Annotated in this window: 12 protein-coding genes; 2 read left to right on the top strand and 10 right to left on the bottom strand. The window is 34.2% G+C overall.

Translation table 11 applies throughout. The features are described from left to right. Position 1 precedes the first annotated feature (1 nt). Together ACP7AT_RS05430 and ACP7AT_RS05425 are read right to left on the bottom strand one after the other, a co-directional pair. Positions 2-634 carry a SatD family protein gene (locus ACP7AT_RS05430; protein ID WP_426063328.1) on the bottom strand — a complete coding sequence of 211 codons (633 nt, stop codon included), beginning with the start codon at positions 632-634 and terminating at the stop codon, positions 2-4. 384 nt (positions 635-1,018) lie between these two features. After that, complete coding sequence (locus ACP7AT_RS05425) at positions 1,019-2,446, bottom strand: L-serine ammonia-lyase (RefSeq protein WP_426063327.1); 1,428 nt, start codon at positions 2,444-2,446, stop codon at positions 1,019-1,021. 238 nt (positions 2,447-2,684) lie between these two features. Between ACP7AT_RS05425 and ACP7AT_RS05420 the strand changes: the two genes are divergently transcribed. Further along, entirely contained in the window at positions 2,685-5,192 is a 2,508-nt protein-coding gene (locus ACP7AT_RS05420; protein ID WP_426063326.1) for a M14 family metallopeptidase, read from the top strand. Between the two features lie 69 nt (positions 5,193-5,261). Here ACP7AT_RS05420 and ACP7AT_RS05415 read toward each other — a convergent pair whose 3' ends face one another. The 6 genes from ACP7AT_RS05415 to ACP7AT_RS05390 form a co-directional block, all read right to left on the bottom strand. After that, positions 5,262-7,556, bottom strand: a complete 2,295-nt coding sequence (locus tag ACP7AT_RS05415) for a BamA/TamA family outer membrane protein (RefSeq protein WP_426063325.1) — start codon at positions 7,554-7,556, stop codon at positions 5,262-5,264. Further along, entirely contained in the window at positions 7,549-12,552 is a 5,004-nt protein-coding gene (locus tag ACP7AT_RS05410) for a translocation/assembly module TamB domain-containing protein (protein WP_426063324.1), read from the bottom strand. Before ACP7AT_RS05410 ends, ACP7AT_RS05415 begins: the two co-directional genes overlap by 8 nt. A 168-nt stretch (positions 12,553-12,720) precedes the next feature. Further along, positions 12,721-14,403 (bottom strand): Na/Pi cotransporter family protein, encoded by a 1,683-nt coding sequence (locus ACP7AT_RS05405; protein WP_426063323.1) that lies wholly within the window; start codon positions 14,401-14,403, stop codon positions 12,721-12,723. A gap of 166 nt (positions 14,404-14,569) precedes the next feature. Further along, the gene (locus ACP7AT_RS05400; protein ID WP_426063322.1) at positions 14,570-15,379 is read right to left on the bottom strand and encodes an NIPSNAP family protein; all 810 of its coding nucleotides are present in this window, start codon (positions 15,377-15,379) and stop codon (positions 14,570-14,572) included. A gap of 519 nt (positions 15,380-15,898) precedes the next feature. Continuing rightward, positions 15,899-16,483, bottom strand: a complete 585-nt coding sequence (locus ACP7AT_RS05395; RefSeq protein WP_426063321.1) for a cytochrome b/b6 domain-containing protein — start codon at positions 16,481-16,483, stop codon at positions 15,899-15,901. 85 nt (positions 16,484-16,568) lie between these two features. Continuing rightward, positions 16,569-17,006 (bottom strand): acyl-CoA thioesterase, encoded by a 438-nt coding sequence (locus tag ACP7AT_RS05390; protein WP_426063319.1) that lies wholly within the window; start codon positions 17,004-17,006, stop codon positions 16,569-16,571. A 264-nt stretch (positions 17,007-17,270) separates the two neighbouring features. Between ACP7AT_RS05390 and ACP7AT_RS05385 the strand changes: the two genes are divergently transcribed. Further along, positions 17,271-17,651 carry a hypothetical protein gene (locus tag ACP7AT_RS05385; protein ID WP_426063318.1) on the top strand — a complete coding sequence of 127 codons (381 nt, stop codon included), beginning with the start codon at positions 17,271-17,273 and terminating at the stop codon, positions 17,649-17,651. Positions 17,652-18,067: 416 nt separating this feature from the next. On the opposite strand, the gene ACP7AT_RS05380 is transcribed toward ACP7AT_RS05385, so the two are convergent. Both ACP7AT_RS05380 and pyrE read right to left on the bottom strand, forming a co-directional pair. Then, the gene (locus ACP7AT_RS05380; RefSeq protein WP_426063317.1) at positions 18,068-18,460 is read right to left on the bottom strand and encodes an SRPBCC family protein; all 393 of its coding nucleotides are present in this window, start codon (positions 18,458-18,460) and stop codon (positions 18,068-18,070) included. Between the two features lie 24 nt (positions 18,461-18,484). Beyond that, complete coding sequence (pyrE, locus tag ACP7AT_RS05375) at positions 18,485-19,132, bottom strand: orotate phosphoribosyltransferase (protein WP_426063316.1); 648 nt, start codon at positions 19,130-19,132, stop codon at positions 18,485-18,487. Between the last annotated feature and the right edge of the window lie 2 nt (positions 19,133-19,134).

Raw genomic sequence — 19,134 nt, 5'->3', positions numbered from 1 at the left:
TTTATTTTATTGAAGTAATTGTTTGAATTATATTTTTTGCCGCATTATAGGATTCCATGTGTAATGTTTTTTCTCTTTTCCATATCAAGGAGCGGGTTTTACTCATTTTTTCAGAAACGATTTTATAGTCTTTAAATTGAATGAAATTTGACGCTAATTCATAGTCATTTTTTAAAGACCATTTGTCAGTAATATTTTCAAAAATTATGAACGCATCATTCAAAATACTTTGCTGTAATAGATCGTCTATTGCAATGTTAAATCTAAATTTTTTATATTTCGAATCATTTAGTTTCAATCGTGCTTCCGTTAGACCGCTTCCCAACATTTCATAAGCAATCTTTTCATTTACTGGCGTTTCTATTTCACCTTGATTCAAAACATAGCGTAATTTAAAATTTAATTTATTGTGAATACTATTTTCCTCTAAAGTAAGAATAATTTGAATTGATGCAGTTAAGTTTTTTATTACGCCTTGAAATTCATCACCCAAAGTAATAGTCAACGGAGATAATATATCGGCTTTGTAAATTTGATTTATCTCTGCTATTAAATTTTTAAAATCTTCCATTAGTGGTTTTTGCTCCTTTTTTCCACTATTAATAATATCCGCCATCAGGATGTATTGTTTCATAAAAAATGAAATTATATATTTTATATCAAAAATAGTGAAATAAAACATATAATTTCATTTTTTGTGAAATTAAAAATAGAGTTTAAAGAAGGATAGAATTAAGTTTTAAAATTTAAAGAGAATACAAGTCAATACGAGTCCTCATTCAAGTCTGACTCTTCTTCATCTGCTTTTTTGAAATCATTGTTTAAAAAATCGGTGTATTTTTTTTTATCCTTTTGATTTTTTCTAATAAGAAATACAATCAAAACGAGCATACAAATGATTACAATGCTAACTACTATCCAATTAATTTTCATAGTTTTTGATTTGAGAATATAGGCTAAATCTACTGTAAATTGGTGAATATTCGATTTTCCGTATTTTAAATTTGTGTTATAAAATTTAACAATCAGCCATATTCACTGCAATGGCTAATCCGCCTTCAGAGGTTTCTTTGTATTTATTATTCATGTCTTTGGCCGTTTGCCACATCGTGTCCACTACTTTGTCCAAAGGCACTTTTGCGTTTTTTGGGTCAGTTTCCAAGGCTAGTTCAGCGGCATTAATGGCTTTTATGGCACCCATTGTATTTCGTTCAATACACGGAATCTGAACTAGGCCGCCAATAGGATCACAGGTCAATCCTAAATGATGTTCCATCGCAATTTCGGCAGCCATTAAAACCTGTTCGGGAGTTCCGCCCATCAATTCGCATAAGGCCGCTGCAGCCATGGAGGAAGAAACGCCAATTTCGGCCTGACAACCGCCCATTGCTGCGGATATTGTGGAACCTTTCTTGAAAATACTACCTATTTCTCCGGCAATCATAAGGAATTGTTTGATTTCTTTTTCTCCAGCATCATGGTTTTCAATCACTAAATAATACATTAAAACGGCAGGAATTACACCTGCACTTCCATTTGTAGGAGCAGTAACCACTCGACCTAAAGCCGCGTTTACCTCATTTACCGCAAGGGCAAAACAAGAAACCCATTTTAGGATCTGGCGGAATTTGACTTCCGTTTTTCTGATTTCTTCGAGCCAGGTTTGAGGTGAATCATAATTTGCTAAACCGATGAGGTTTTGGTGCATGTCAAAAGCACGGCGGCGTACGTTTAATCCTCCGGGAAGAATCCCTTCGGAATGACAACCAATGTACATGCATTCGAGCATCGTTTTCCAAATGCGCATCAACTCATGATCAATAACTGCTTCAGTACGCATCGATTTTTCGTTTTCATGAACGATTTCCGATATGGATTTGTTCTCTTTTATGCAATAATCCAGTAGTTCTGCCGCTTTCTCAATTGGATACGGAAAAGCACATTTTATTTTGATTTTCTTTTTAGCGTTGATGCGTTCTTCTTTGACCACAAATCCGCCACCAATAGAATAAAAGGTGGAAACGTATTCGCTGTTATCCGTCATATAAGCTGTAAAAGTCATTCCATTGGCATGAAAAGGAAGAAAGTTTTTATTGAAAACGATATCTTGAAGGAAATAAAATGGAATTGGTTTTTCGTTTCCTAAATTGATTTCGTTTTTAGATTCAATTGATTTGATAATTACATCAATATTTTCCACGGGAATGTATTCCGGATCTTGTCCGCTCAAACCCAGCATTACTGCTAAATCAGTGGCATGACCTTTTCCGGTTAAGGAAAGGGAACCGTATAAATCTATTTTTACCCGATTTACGGCAGGAAGTAAATTTTCTTTTCTTAATTCGCTAAGAAAGCGTTCGGCAGCTCTCCAAGGCCCCAGTGTGTGGGAGCTAGAGGGTCCAACGCCAATTTTTAGCATATCAAAAACGGAGATACATTCTTCCATCTGTAGTGTCAATTTTGTTGGTTGCAAATATAATAGATTGTTGCAATGATTCGAATTGAAAATAGAATATTATTGTTTTTTTAATACCGAATATTGCCGTATTGTCAGTATCGTGCAACAAAAAATGAATTAACTAAAATGAGAAGTTTGGTAAAATTAATATTTCATTAATCCGAAATTTGTCTTGTGCAATAATTCGTAAATGGCTATTTTTGAAGCATAATTAACCCAAAACAATATGAAAAAGACCGTTTTTTCTTTTTACCTACTGCTAACTTTTGTACTCAGTGTTCATTCACAAGTGCAAAGTCCTTCTCAATTTTTACCCAATTACGGAAAACAAATAACCTATTACCATGAGGCTGAAAATTATTTTAAGCAACTTACGGAAAAGTCCAATTTTATCAAACAGCAGAAATATGGCGTAACTCCGGAGCAAAGGGATTTGAATGTTTATTTTATTTCCAGTCCGGAGAATTTAGCTAATTTGGAACAAATCCGAAACAACAATTTAGCAGCCATTGGCTTATCCCAAAATAAATCTCAAATGATTGGCGATAAGTTAATCGTTTGGTTGAGTTTTAATGTTCACGGAAATGAATTTGCCGGAACCGAAAGCGCGATGACAGTGGCTTATGAATTGGTAAATCCGTCGAATGCAGAAACTAAAAAGTGGTTAGAAAATACCATTGTAATTTTGGATCCATGTATTAATCCGGATGGATATTCCAGGTACGGAAATTGGTTACGAGAAATTTCAGGTAAAAAAACGCATCCGGAATTATCAGACAGAGAGCACATGGAAGTTTGGCCGGGCGGCAGATACAACCATTATATTTTTGATTTAAACAGAGACTGGGCTTGGCAAACGCAACCGGAAACCCAACAGCGTATCGCGCTGTACAACCAATGGATGCCGCAAGTTCATACGGATGTACACGAAATGGGATACAATTCTCCGTATTTTTTTCCACCGTCAGCGGAACCTTTGCACGAATATATTGAAAAGTATCAAAAAGATTTTCATTACACTTTAGGTAAAAATATTTCTAAAAAATTTGATGCTCAAAACTGGATGTACAATACCGGCGAACGTTTTGATTTGTTTTATCCAAGTTATGGCGATACGTATCCTACGTACAATGGTGCAGTAGGAATGACGATGGAACAAGGCGGAATAGGCGCGGGGAGAGCTGTTACAATGAGTAACGGAATTACGCTTACGATACAAGACCGGATAACACATCACGCTACGGCAGTACTTACCGTGGTAGAATCAGCTGCGGCGCAGGCGGATGTTTTGCTGAAAGGTTTCAGAGGTTTTATGAATAATTCCCGAAAAACTGTGAAGGGAAATTATAAAATGTATGTGATGAAAAACAATCCGAAGTTGGTTCAAATGGCGGATTTATTGAAAAAAAATAATGTCGAATTCAGTTATGCGGATGCCAGTCAAAAAGCGTCTGGATTTAATTACAGCACGAAAACAGAAAAAGGTTTTACGATAGAACCAAATGATTTAATTGTAAAAGTAGACCAACAAAAAGCCGTTTTTGCGCAGGTCCTTTTTGAACCAAATCAAAAATTGAATGACAGTTTATCGTATGATATTACTTCTTGGGCTTTGCCTTTGGCATATGGAGTGGAAGGCTATGCGTTGAAAAATAGTTTGCCTGTCAAAACAAAAGCGTCTATTGAAGTAAAAGAAAAAGGAATTCCGCAAAATGTTTATGCTTTTCATATTCCTTGGAATAACAGAATCTCAGCTCAGGTGCTTTCGCTGTTGCACCAAAATAATATCAAAGTTCGATCTGCGATGAAAAAAGCTATTTTTGGCGATGTAATTGTGGAGCCAGGCGGTTTGATTGTGACCAAAGCAGATAATCCCAAACTGGTTGATTTTGAGAAAAAGGTTGGCGAATTGGTAAAAATAAAAACCGATTATAATTACATAGCCACAGGTTTTTCATCGAATTCTAAAGATGTTGGTGGTGAAAATTTCAATTTATTGAAAGCACCAAAAGTTGTATTATTTTCAGGAAAAGGAGTTGGTTCTACAGAGTTTGGTGCTGCTTGGTATTTTATGGAAGAAACTATTGGGTATCCGGTGAGCGTGGTTGAGGTAAATAATTTTGACAGATTAAAGCTTTTCAATTATAACACTATGATTTTGGCAGACGGATATTATGATTTATCAGAAGACCAACAAAAGAAAATTGGTGAATGGATTAAAAATGGCGGAAAAGTAATTGCGATGAACAGCGCTCTTGCTCTTTTTGAGGCTAAAGAAGGATACGCGTTAAGCCCTTTTGCAACCGAAGAAGACAAATTAAGTTCTGAGAAAGAAGCCGAAGAAGAGGAGTTAAAAGAACGGTTTCTAGATTTTCAGGATTCAGAGCGCAGGTATATTTCTAAATCGATTCCTGGTGCTATCATTGAAAATCTTTTGAATAAAACACATCCAATGTCTTTTGGTTTAGGGGATAAATATTTCAGTCTAAAAACGGATGACAGGCATTATTCGCTATTGAAAAAAGCTACTAATGTTGCTTATATCCCTAAAGATTATAAAAGTTATGGTTTTGTGGGTAATGAAATCAAAAAGAAACTGAACAACACCGTAAGTTTTGCGGTGGAAAGTAAAGGCGACGGATCTGTAATTTATATGGTGGACAATCCCTTATTTAGAGGTTTCTGGGAAAATGGTAATTTGTTGTTTAGCAATGCCTTGTTTTTGGTAGACTAAACTTTCAAAATAGATGATACAAAAAGAGCACGACATTATCGTGCTCTTTTTTGTTCCAATGATATCGTTTTAAAAAGGATATCCAATCGCTAAATTAAAAACTAAATTTTCTCTACGCCAAGGACCGCTTCCAAAATCAATTTTATCCAGAACCCAACGATCGCCATCAGGCAAATACGGTTTTCTTAAAGGAAAGGCAAGATCAGTTCTCAGGATAAGAAAAGAGAAATCAAAACGCAATCCAGCTCCGGCTCCAACGGCTATTTCATTCATGAACTTTTTGGAGAATTTGGCTCCGGGTTTTTCCGTATTCTCATTTAACAACCAGATGTTGCCGGCATCTATAAACAAAGCTCCTTTAACTAATCCATAGATTTTAGCTCGGTATTCAGTATTAAATTCTAATTTTAAATCACCGGATTGATCGGGTAAAAAAGTATTGGTATTTGTTGATGCGCCATCAAAACTTCCCGGTCCAATAGAACGTGCTCTAAAAGCTCTTAAACTATTGGTTCCACCAATGAAAAACTGTTTAATAAATGGCATTTCACGGGAATTTCCGTAAGCAAAACCAGCGCCTGCGATTATTCTGGTGGCCAGTTGAGAATCAGGACCTAACTTATAGTAATGTCTGAAATCATTTTCTACTTTGATAAATTGGCTAAAAGGAACATTGAATAATTTAATTGGTTCCTTTTTTTCAATGTTTGCTCCCGAAGCTAATCCGGCGATATTACCGGCTAAGTCGATAGTTCCTTTGTAATAAAAAGTGTTTTTCTTTCTTCTTTGCAACGTATTGGTATACGTGTAGGAATAAGTTGGACCAAAAATTAACTGTTTTTCAATCACTTTTTCTAATGAAGGGTTTGCATTAATTTGTTCTTGATACAAGGGCGTTACATTTTGCGGACTGGCGTACGTAATTTCAGTAAGATTCAATAAATGTTCTTTCTGTTCGCTCTGTTTCCATAAATATCCAAAAGAGCCTTTGAAGGTTTGCAGCGAGTATAACTTAATTCTGTTTTGGAATTCATAACCCAAAGTTGCCTTAGTTTTTGGTACAAAACCACTCGGAGATTCAAGTTTGAAAGGCGCAACTAATCGTGGCCAAACTAAATTCGCTTCAGTTCCAAATCGGTAAACATTAAATCCATTATTTTGTCCGGAAACTTGTACTTCGACACCGCCAAAAGCAGATACAGTAAGCAATTCAGCACCTCTGAAAGTATTTCTGTTGCTCCAGTTTAAATTAAGTTCGGTTCCTGTATAATTAGCTGAATTCGTTTTGGCTAATAATTCCAGTCGAATTGATTTTTTAGGTAATGGTGTTAAATAATAATACGCATCCAAATAATTTCCTGTTGTGTCAGAAACCGTAAATTGATTTTTTACAAATTTGAAAGTTCCCAAATTCACCAATCGATTCAGCGATAAATTATGGTTTGTACGGTTGTATAAATCTTCCTTTTTAAAGTACAATGCACGGTCAAAAATTCGTGGTTTGAATAAATTTTCTGGGTCAATAATGGTTAAATCATTGTATTTTAGGATAGAATCCAAGTTGGTTTTTACACTGTCCATCCCGATAGAATAATTTGGATAAACAATAATTTTATTAATTTTATAAGGTGTCTCTGCAAGACTTGGCGTTTCTTCCTTAACTTTTACAATTAAATCGACCTGATGATCTGCAACAGTGCTATCAACCTGAACTTGTAAATAGTCAGGGTTGAAGTAAAAGAATCCTTTTTCCTTTAATCTGGCGTCAATGCGAATCCTTTCTTCTTTGATCGCATCAAGGCTGTAACCGTCGTCTTTTTTCAATAAACTTCTGCGTCTTGTATTGCGCACACTAGTTGAAATCATTGAAGAATCCGTAGGAAATTTAACTTCTCTAATTTTGTATTGTTGCGCTGGGTTTACAAGATATTCTGCACTTGCTTTTTTTCCTTTTCGGGTTGAATCTGCTGCAGTTTTCGTGTTGAAATAACCACTGTTTTCAGCAAAGTTTTGCAAAACGCTTTTGTTGTATTCTAAATCCACTTGGCTGTAAAAAACAGGAGGTTCACCCACTTTAGTTTTCAACCAATAGCGCCATCCTTTTTCTTTCTTTGGCGTTCCGGCCAAATTATAAATATATAGTTTTGGCTTTAATCCTAGAAAAGAAGAATTGGGTTTTGGTCTCACAATTTCTTCCAACTGGTTTTTTAACGTTTTGTTTTCTTTCTTTGAAGTTTGTTTTCCTTCCACTTTGATTTTTGCACCCGTGTAAAGCAGTTCCCCTTCCGGCAAATATTTGGTATTACTGCACGAAGACACGAACAATCCTAAAAAAAGAATATATAATAAAGGACTCTTATTCATCTGATTTCTTTTTTAATTCTTTTTTTGCTATCTGCTTTGCTTTTTTTGCTTCGCTTTTAGCATATAATTCCTTGAACTTATTGTAATTCATTGTAATAACGAATGCAATTCCTGTTTCAACGACTTCTCCTTGAAGTGCCACTTGATATTTGTTTACGCGGTACACTCTCATCTTATACCTTCCATCTTTAGAAAGTTGGTAATCAAGAGAGACATCTCCGGCAATATTATTGGCGTTTTGATTCACTTGTTGTGGGCCTTCGATCCCAAAGCTGCTTCCAATAGTAACTTTCAATCGGTCATTCAGCAATTTCTTGGAAATTCCCACATTCAAATCAGTTTTATTTTCGCGCTGACCAGTCGTATAATCGTCTGATGTATTCAAATCAAAATTAAGTTCTACACCTTCAATTAAGTCACCCGCTAAATTATTAAGCTGTTGTGACAAAATTTTGCTGGCACTTTCTCTTGCTAATGACGAAACGTTAGTTCCACCAGTTTCGCTGGCAAATGGATTTTCTCCAATGAAACGATTTAGTAAGAGTAAGGCAAAAACCTGCTTGTTCATTTCATCTGGTTGCTGGCGCAATTGAGTCAATTTAGCCTGTGTTGTATTAATGATTTCGGTTGAAACGCTGTTATTTCCATCAGGTAAAACAATGTCAAATGAAATAGTTGGTTTCATTAATTCTCCAGTCATTTTCAAACGGGTTTCAAAAGGAATTTTTTGTTTGTAAGTATTTCTTATTTCGGCAGTAACAGCTCCTAATTGGTCGTTTATTAAATCAATTGGCGCCGCTTCCGTTTTATAAATCGCTGTAATACTTATATCAGCAGTTGTTGGTTCTCCAGTCCACAAAATATAACTTCCTGATTTGATATCGAATTTTCTTTTGATAGCGTTAAAATTCATTTCATAACTTCCCTCAGATAATTCATATCTCCCGGTCAGCGTAGTTTTTCCGGAAGGATCAATACCGCCGTTCAATTGTGCTTCTCCTTTTAATTTTAAGAAATCACCATTGGCTTTGTCAATAACGAGTGATAATTCAGCCTCTTTATCCACTTCAATATTTACAGAGGCATTAATCCCCTTTAACTCCATTTCACTTGTGATTTCATCAACTGAAACAGTCTTCAGAATTTGCGGATTATCTTGATCGATGAACTCAACGATTCCTTCTCTGTCCGCAATTGATGGATCAGATTGTGGTAATACTACAGTAAATTTAGTGTCTTTATTGATTTTGATATTTCCCTCAACGATAGGATTATCAATTGTCCCTCTCACTCGTAAATGGTTGTCCAAATACAATTCTCCGTAATACAAATCATTGTCTTTAGCTTCAGAATTTACGGCTTTAAAATTGTCAGCATCAATGGATAATTCAAATCCAAAATTGCTGAAATTTTCACTCTTGATAGTTCCGTTTATTGCTAAATCATTGTCTTTCTCATCTTTAATAATAAAATTATCGAAAATAATGGCATTATTTGTAAACGTGATTTTATCATTCAAAGACTTAAATTTCGCATTGAGCGGTACCGCTTTGAAACCAATTTCATTAAATTTTAATTCTCCAAGCACTTTTGGTTGTGTTGTATTTCCAGTAATCTTGAAATTCCCAGTCAAGAATCCAGTACTTTCAGCAATGTTATCCAAGGTAAAACCTTGAATACTTTTTAAATTCAGTTTTGCAATATCCAGATTCATGTCAAAACTGCTTTCGCTCGCTTTGTAATATCCTACCAAATCTACTTGATTTCCCTGACCACTGATATTAACTTTGGCATCAAATTGATTGGCAACCGCATTATTTACTTTGATGCTGATATTACCCACAGTATCTTTCTTGAAAGTGAAATTTTCAATATTTAAGTCTGAAGTAAAAAGAGGTGTGGTATTCAAATTTTTCACCACTGCGTTACCATTAATTTTTCCACTAAGCTGTAAATCTTTTTTCTCAACAAAACTTGTGATGGTATTAATGTCAAAATCCTTGAAATTAATTGCAATTGGAGCATTAGGATTATTAGATTCAGATTGGATTCGAATGTTATTTCCGTCTTTACTCAATTCGAAATTATCCGCGTAAATTCCTTTTTTTCCAAAACGGATTAGATTATTTTGCGCTATTTTCCAAGATTCATAGTTCAGTAACAAATTATCCGGAGCAAGGCTCACTTCGTTATTTCCGTTACTGGCCTTTAATGTTCCAGTTATTAAATACCGTTCTACATCTTTTGCATCTTTTAGTTGTACCGTGTAATCCACAAGATTATTCTTGACTTTTCCGGTAACGCTAGTGTGCGGTAACTGAATCTGTTTATTTTGAATGTCGTCTACAACAAAGCTGTAAAGCAGTGATTTGTCTTGAGTATCTATTTTTAAAGTCGCATTTGTAATCGTATTTGTTCCGTAAATTAATTTTGGAATAGCTCCATTAATAACAATTGAATCATTAATTGAATTGAATCGTCCTGTTACATTTATAGGTTCGAGACTTTTCAATGCAGGAATAAGTTTCAATATAATTGGATTGTCTTTTACGCCAATTTTAAAAGCGAACTGTTGGTTTTCAACTGCTATTTTTCTTGAATTTGGGTCGCTGTCATAATATTTAGCAACAGAATTTGATACTGCTTTTGCAATTTTGGACAGCTTATATTTTCCATTAACTTCTGCGTCTAAAAATGCGGAATTTATAAACAACGTGTTTTTTTCAACAGTTGATGTTGCTACAACATTTATTGAGTCAATTACAAATTGTTCTTTGGCATTTGTCACATTTATACTATGCGCATTGACGGTTCCATTGAGATAATCTAGATTAGCCGATTGAATATTAGCATCTACTACACCTCTTATTTTTAAGGGACCTGCATGCAGATTTAATTTTTCCAAATCGGCGATATCTACATTTAATTTTAATTTCCCGGAAGGATATTTGTCTTTAAAACTTCCGCTGCTGACTAAATCAAAAGTCAGATTAGGATCTTTAGCAGTAGCGTTAACATTGAAATTTCCATTGCGAATAGCACCTTTTAAATTCAAATTTCTGTACGTGTATTTATTGTAATAGGCCTTCAGGATACTTCCGTTCAATGAAGCTGTTGCAGTTTTTGGATCAAAACCAGTTCCCTTTATGTTGGCTTTTAAAGTTACTTTTCCAATGGAATCGTTTTTGATAAATTTTCCTAAATCAAAATTATAAAGTTCCGTTTGGGCATCGTATTTCTCGTAATTTTTTCTGCTTTGGTCGAAAGTTGCTTTGATTTTTGCATTGCCAAAACTGCTTACCAAGTTCATATTAGTTTTGAAACTGGCAATTGTTCCTTTAAAATTTCCTTTAACGCTGAATTTTGACGGTAACTGAATTGAATTTGGAATCGTACCTTTTGGTAAAAAGCCAACAAAATCTTTTGCACCGGTTTGCAAGTCTTTAATGTTTAAATCAAAATAGGCTTTATTCACGTCCGGTAAACCCACAATACTGCCACTTGCTGCTAATTTTGTTGTTCCAATGCCGCTAATCTCAATAGATGGAAATACAATATTATTCAATTTCCCTGTTATGGTACCGTTAATCAACAGTATGGCATTGGGATTACTCATGAAAGGATTCGTCTTATTTAGAGTAGGGGCAAAAAGCAAAATGTCTTTGATTCCCAATTTGCTTTTCTTTAAATAAGCGATAAGGCCCAATTCACCTGGGTTTCCAGCCAAAGATTCAATAGATGGGTATCCAATTCGGATTTCGTCTCGCAATTCAGTTTGAGGCGTTTTGAGATATAGTTTTTTAAGAAATGCATTCTTTTTTCCATAGAAAAATTCAGCATTAAAGGACTGAATGTTTAAACCGCTTTTGTCTTTAACTGTCAAGGAATTGGCATCACCAGATATATTTTCAGCATTGTAGTTCAGAAAATCGACTTGCAGGTTCAAATTGGTAAGATTTAAATGATTGTAATCAATCCCTTTTTGTACTGCTGCAACATTATTATTGTCGTAACGAAAATTAATCCGTTTGAATTCGGTCGTTTTTATTTTGACTTCCCAATTGTTTGATTTCCCTTCAACGGGTGCTTTTTTTGATACTGATTTATCTAATTTTCCAAAAGTCAAAGCGCCTTCCACACCGGTTAAATCAACACTTTCTATAATGGCAAATTGATTATCGAGATCAATTTTGTCAATTTTAGCGAGTAATTTTTTTAAATAGAATGTGGTCTCTAATTTTGTTTCTTCACTTTCGTAATCGAAATCAATTTTTGCCAAATCAATTTCTCCTAATTTTAAATTTAAGATGGATTCAGGTTCGTTTTTGATTGCTGCCACTTTAGTCGCTTTGGATATTTGAACGACACCTTGCCTCAATCTTAACTTTAATCCATTGATTTTTGCTTTGGGAATTTCAAAGTTCATTTGATCTAAATCGAAAGTTTTGATGTTTGTATCAAAATGATTTAGATTGGCATAGATATTATTTTTGGTGACAAAGTCATTGTATTTAAATTGAATTCGGTCCAGTTTTATTTGTTCTACGGAAAACTGCATTGGTGGCGAATCCGTTTTCTGTTTCTCTGGTGATTCAAAGGCTTTAATGATGTATTCAAAATTAAAAACGGCTTTTGAATCTCTGTTTAAATGTGCCGTAATACCTTCTAAATGAACGGAATTAATTTCGACTTTATTGCTTAATAATTGGAATAAGCTGATATCTACGGCTAGTTTTTCTCCGGCAAAAAGGGTGTCTTTTTTCTGGTCTTCGAAATAAACACCTTCAAGAATCACTTTTTTGGGTAGTCCGATTTCTATTCTCTTTATAGTGACTTTGGTTTTGATTTTTCCTTCCAAATACGTTACCGCTTTTTTTCTGGCATAATTTTGAACGGATGGAATCTGAATAGCAACTATCAATATTAAGAGCAACAGAATTACGGATCCTATTATCCAAAGGAAAACCTTCGAAATTTTCTTTATGTATGTTTTCAAATGATGTGTTTTTTTGGTTAAAAATAACCAATTTAAATCAGAATCGCAATTTCACTGTGAAACCAAATTGGTAACCAAGTTCGAAAATTGAATGTGGAATATGTTATGAAATTTAAAAATATAGTTGTAAAATTTTTGGGAATAAAATTTGAACGAATTACTAATATTTTAGGTTTTGTAAATAGAAATTTCATTAAAATTTTGAGCATTTTTTTCGTCCAAAATTAAATCTTTCAGTGCCATTAGCATGGCTTTATTTGACATAAATAATTCTCTGTTGAAATTTATGACTGTTGTGATATCAATGTTTTCAACGATTGTAAGTTGTACATCGGTGTAAAAGGTATTAAGTGCTGTCGTGTAGTTTGTTTGAATAGTATTAAATATAGCCTCCAATTCTTTAAAGTTTACGGGTATTTCCATGCTCAGAAAAGCACTTAATTTTAAATATAGGTTTTCCGTTTCTTTTTTGTGATGAAGAAAAAACTGATATTTTATGTCTTTTGAAGAGTGACTGAGGTCCAATATATTGCTATCAATATCATTCACACTTTTTACGGCATGCATGGAACTTCGCGCAGCAGAAATCAATTGGTTAAGCTCTGAATTTTGTTCGCTGTTCAATTTTGTTCTTAGTTTCAAATAGAAAGCCTGCATTTCGCCTTGTAATTGTTTTAGGAATTCATACTTCTCCTCACTGGTTTTAGATGCAAAGCTTTTTTTCTCATTGATTTCTATGTAATCACTTTGTTTTTTCAAAGCGAGAGTGTCGATCTTGAATAATTCCAAATTGAAAAGCATCGAGTTATAAATGAAATAGCTGGTTTCTCTTCGGAATAAATCAAGTGCCGTTTCGGGTTCCGTAATAGAGGCGTGACTTATAAAAGCGGCAGTATTACCATCCGTGTTTTTGAAAAAACGTTCCAGAAATTTAGTAAATAAATCGAGAACCGGAAGGAACAATACAATTGCCAATAAATTAATAAGACTTGAAAACGTAACCAAACCAATGAGCGGATCTTTGATTTTTATGACATCAGTAATGAGCAACAGAATCGGTTTTAGCAGTGCAAAAGCAATGGCAGTAATGAAAATGTTGAATAATAAATTGCCTAAAGCAACCCGTTTTTTGGAAGCGTTTCCTCCAATCGCACTCAAAAGAATTTTAATAATAGTTCCGGTTTCACCACCTAACACGATCGCTGCCGCCATTGGAAATCCAATTGCTCCGGCATTTAACGCGCTTAACGTTAATGCCATGGTTACGGAACTCGATTGAACAACGAGCGTAATAAGAAAACCAATAACGAGAAAAACGATTAGCGGCATCGAAGCATATTGCGAGAAATCGAAGTATTGAACCTGCGCTTCCATAGCGGTTTTCATAAAGGAAAGTCCGATGAACATTAAACCAAATCCCAAAAGAAAATAAGAAATGTACTTGATGTTCTTGCGGGTTCCAAGTAAAATAAGAAGAAAACCACCCAAACAAACTGCCGGATAAGCAATCACTTCAATATTAGTTTTAAAACCAAGTGTAGCGACTAACCAACTGGCAAGTGTTGTACCCAGATTTGCTCCTAGAATAATAGCCATAGCATTCTTCATGGTAAAAACACCTGCACCCACAAACGCTAAAACCATTAGCGAAACCATCGAACTGCTTTGAAGTATGCCAGTAACTATTGTCCCACCAACCACTGCGCCAATATTGTTTTTTGTAATTCGTTGCAGAAATAGTTTGAAGCTTCTTCCGGAGAGATTTTTTAAGGATTCCTCAACTAAATACATGGCGAAAAGGAATAAACCAACGCCTGCAGCAAGTTTTAGTATTGTAATGAGGGTTTCCATAGCTTAAATTGGTATTAAAGATACTTAAATTTACTAGTAAAATTTTGGTAAAATATCAACTGCTATTCTTTAAAAATTATTATTGAGGTTATTATTTTAAACAAAAAACTACAACTTTTAGGGTTGCAGTTTTAATAACTTACGATTATAATTATGTGTTGGAAAACTAATAATCAGAATAATCAGTTGGGTACAAAAAAGTAATATCTATATGGGAAATATTGTTTTTGTATTTTTCCATAGCTATTAATCCTTTCCATTCTGGTGAATCCACAAAGGCTTTCCAATGCGCATCTCTACTTTGCTGATCTGCAAAAGTAGTCATGTACATTAAGTTCGGCATTTTGGCTCCCGAAATAACTTCGCCATAAAAAACAGCATTAAAGGCAAGGCGGTCAAAGAGTTTTATTTCTCCTCCGGCATTGAACATATCGACTTTGTTTTTGTAAATCGCTTCAGTTGCTGATTCATAACTTCTTAATTCATACACTCTATTTGCTCTTGGACTATTCAAAGCGGGACTTGACAAAATAGGATGATCTGAAAAAGCCTTTAATAAAATAGATTCGATACGCAAATAAGGCGCTTGTTTGTAAGAAGCATTCAAATAATCGGCTGCGGCAGTTAAATAGATTTTGTCATTGGCCAGTTTATCTTCTAATCTTAGAAATTGATTGATGGATGAAAACGGAATAACTACGATAACTTTTTTTAGGGTGTCCGTAGCATTCGGTTTTGGTTTGAATACACCAATATTTTTAATCCCAAGTTTTTTTAAACCCGGAAGCAAAGCCTCTTTCAAATACTTTTCAGTGGTTTGTACTTGCTGTTCCGTTTTGAAAATATAAGTTTTAATTTGGTAGAATTCTCTTGATGGTGCTGCAGTTTTTACTTCGAGAATATCATTTTGTATTGTTTTAAAACTGGTAATAGAAAAAACAGTTAGCAGTGCGAAAAATAGTTTTATAAATTTCATTTTATCGAGTCGGAATTTTGAAGTTAGTAATTCTATAAAAGTATTAATAAAATTGCAATTTTTTAGGGTACGATTACAAAAGGAGCGGATAACTTTTTTTATTTTAAAGAAGATTCAATACATATCCCAAAACAGAGTTGTCCAAAACTATAAATACGCTTTTTATTTTTTTGAATCCAAAAATTATTACGCTTCTGATTTTCTCAATTAGATTGCCTTATTTTTTTCTAATAATTCCAATTCTGCTTTTTTAATTTTACTGTTTAATTTCTTTTTTTTGGTGGAAGTGAGTTCTTCTTTGACTTCTATTTCACCAAGCTATTTTTGTTGCATTGATATCGAGTTCTTCTAAAGCCTCTGTTAAAAATATTTTACAACTTTCACAAGCCATGTTTTTGACATATATCGTCACAGACCAATTTTACACAATTATTTTTGGATTCAATCGTTTATCCGAAATTGTTTTTTTGTTAACAACAAACCGAATAATTGCTGATCAAAAAAGAGTATTTTTTGCTTCTAATTTTCGTTTGTCTTTGTTGGTCCGCTTACGATTCTGGAAATTAATCCTTGTTGGGTTGTTAATTCAGAGAAGAAAACGCCCGACAAGTGAATCACGATAAACGCCAGAAGATAATATATAGAAAGTACGTGTATTTCCTCCATCGGTTCTTTTAGATTTTTTGGACCTAACACAATAATTAAACCGGTGATCAGGGAAATAACAACACAAACATAAAAAATTAAATAAGTCCAATACTGGAATTTTTCTTTATTGCCCAAATCTTTGTTGAATGGATTAGAGAATTTCATTTTTCCAAAAAATGGAAGCGCAATTCGAATACTGTACAAACCTACCAGAGCATAACCAATGTAAATATGCCAGTCCCACATGGGTTTTCTTATTTTTTTAGCAAGCGTAATGAGTTGGTCTTGCGTCAACTTTTGGTCTGTAGTCGCTAAATAGTCTTGAATGATTAGCGCCACATTATTTTTATTCATCCATGTAAGTCTCAAAAATATAGTTACAAGCAATAAAGTCATACATATGGCGATTGACCAATGCATTATTCTGTAAATGGCGGAGTATTCTCTGTTTTTCATGATTATAACGCTGTTGTGTAATTATGCTTTTGATTCAACTTTTGTAGAAATTCGAAAGTAAATCTCGTTTTCCAAGGTTTCTTTTTTAAAGATTCACAAAGCTCTCGCTTTTAGGAAAAATACTTAAGGCCTCCAGTGCAATTGCGGGCGTTGGCGACGCTAATTTTCGAAGTTTAAGGTCCATCCAAGCACCATCAACAGTTATAGTTGCGCATAGTTTATTGTCTTCATTCATGAATTCATGTACAATGGACCAGCGAGAAGCATCCGCATTTACTTTTGAGGTTTTGGTATGCATAAAAATTTTATCCGAAAGTTTTATTTCTTTTCTAAATACACATTCTTCCCTAAAAAGAATAGGACCAAAGCCTTGCGCTTGCATCACTTTTATTGTTAAGCCAAGACTTTCCAGAATTTCGATACGATGTTGTGCGCCAAAGTCATAATAAGCACTGTGTCGAACATGAAAATTAGGGTCAAGATCAGACCAACGAAAGGATAATTCTTTACTAAATGAAGTCATTGTAATTGTTTTTTAAAGTTGTTTGCGTTGTTTTTTTGGATTGCTATAAAGCAAAATTAAGACGCATTGATACGGTCAAAACTACGAATAATATGTGGAAAGAAACAGAATTCACAAACCTTTTAATCCTTTTTTAAGGATACGTTGCCCAATGCAATTGGGGGTTTTGTGGTTTTTTTTTCTTCAAAAAAAGAATGTGGCTTGTATTTTGTAAGGGGTAAAAAGGACTATCCAATTTCGGATACTAAAAAATAACAAAAGGATATGAAAAAAATAATTCTGTTGTTGTTGATATCAGGTGGTTTGTACGCTCAAGAACAAGTGTTTAATGTGCAAAGATATTGCATAGATGAGCAACCTTTTAGAAAAAACGAATGCAATGTAGCAGGAAATGAATACTCTTTTGTGTTTCTTGATATTCAAAAGCATAGTGTGGTTCTCTTTCTTACGGCGACAAAGATGAAATATAAAATTGTATACTCCGGTGTTTTTGCTTCCGACGGGAATTACACCTTTTATACTTTAGAAAATGAGAAAGGTCAAGTAGCAATGCGGATAAACAAACAGCACACTAAAATTGAATTTATTTATCCCAATACGCATGTTTATTTGACGGTTGGGAAGTCTACTAAAGCTATACGATAGGAAAAGGAATTCTAGCTCTTTACGGTTTTGTTGGCTTGTCGTTTATCGTAGTTCGGCGCTGTCGGATAAGGACTAAATGAAAGTAAAACTGTTAGTAGAATTATTTTTTAGCAACTATCATTGACATCTAAATTTAATATCTCTAATTCTCATGCAGATCCTTTTTTAAAAAGATCAATTAATTTTTTAAATTCTAGCTTGGCGTTAAGTAAAATGCGTATTTTTTTGATTAAAATTTTAAAATTTATTTCCACAACTTTGTTACTAGCTTCTTCGTTTTCTTTTGTTGCAGTAATAAATGGAAACTTATTTCCGAAAGGATAGAAATCAAATTTAGTCACAAATTGTTTTCCGATAAAAAACAAGCTATTAATTTGGCTTCTTTTTTATCGGACAACAATGAATTTAAATAGTTTTTACAATTTATTCATATTGCCTGCTAAAGTTTCTATGAATTTCCCAATTGGACCTTTAATCATCATGGCCATCATAGGATTGAAATCGCCTTCAAAATCGAGTTTTACATCGCTTGAAGTCTGAGAAACAGCATCTATATTCGCTACTAAAGTAAATGGAAGTTTGTCGCTCGCTGCCCCTAAAACGATTTTGGTAGGAGCTACTTTTTCTTTCATTTTTAACTTTATTTCTGGCATCCCTTTCAGTCCAAAAATGAAAGCGTCGTCACCAATAACTTCAAATTTAGCAATATTTTCGGGCATTAATTTTTCAAAATTTTTCACATCACTCAGTAAATTGAATAATTCTTGAGCTGATTTTTGAACAGTAACTTTAGCGCTTTCTAAATTCATTGTTTTTATTTTTTATTAGATTTTTTAAACTTCAATAGTCCAAGTAGACGGACTCACATTCCATTCTCTCAGAACCTGTTCTTCGTCCTCATTGATATATCTTTTGGCAACAGCCAAATTCAATAAATTTTGATAATTACTCAACGTAAATAAATCTAGATTTGCACTTTTAAAGTTTTGTTCAGCAACTTTAAAGCCGTAGGTAAAGATAGCGGCCATTCCTTTTACATTAGCACCGGCTTCGCGCAACGCTTCCACAGCTAGCAAACTACTGTTTCCTGTGCTGATTAAATCTTCTACTACAACTACATTTTGTCCTTTTTGTAAAAAACCTTCCACCTGGTTTTGTCTCCCGTGTTTTTTTGGTTCCGGGCGAACATAAACAAACGGCAACCCCATACTTTCCGCTACCAGCATACCAATTCCTATTGCTCCAGTGGCTACACCGGCAATAACATCTGGTTTACCAAATTGCTTCTCTATATTCTTGGAAAATTCATCGCGGACATAATTTCTTACCGCTGGAAATGAGAGAATTAATCGGTTGTCACAATAAATAGGCGATTTCCACCCAGAAGCCCATGTAAAAGGATTTCTTGGATTCAATTTAATTGCATTTATTTGCAAAAGAAATTCGGCTGTTTTTTCGGCTGTATCTTTATTAAAAATCATAT

It is taken from the genome of Flavobacterium sp. DSP2-3-1 (assembly GCF_049896865.1).
Lineage (GTDB): Bacteria > Bacteroidota > Bacteroidia > Flavobacteriales > Flavobacteriaceae > Flavobacterium.
The sequence above is the reverse complement of the archived record's forward strand: the minus strand, read 5'-3'. Positions and strand labels throughout refer to the sequence as shown.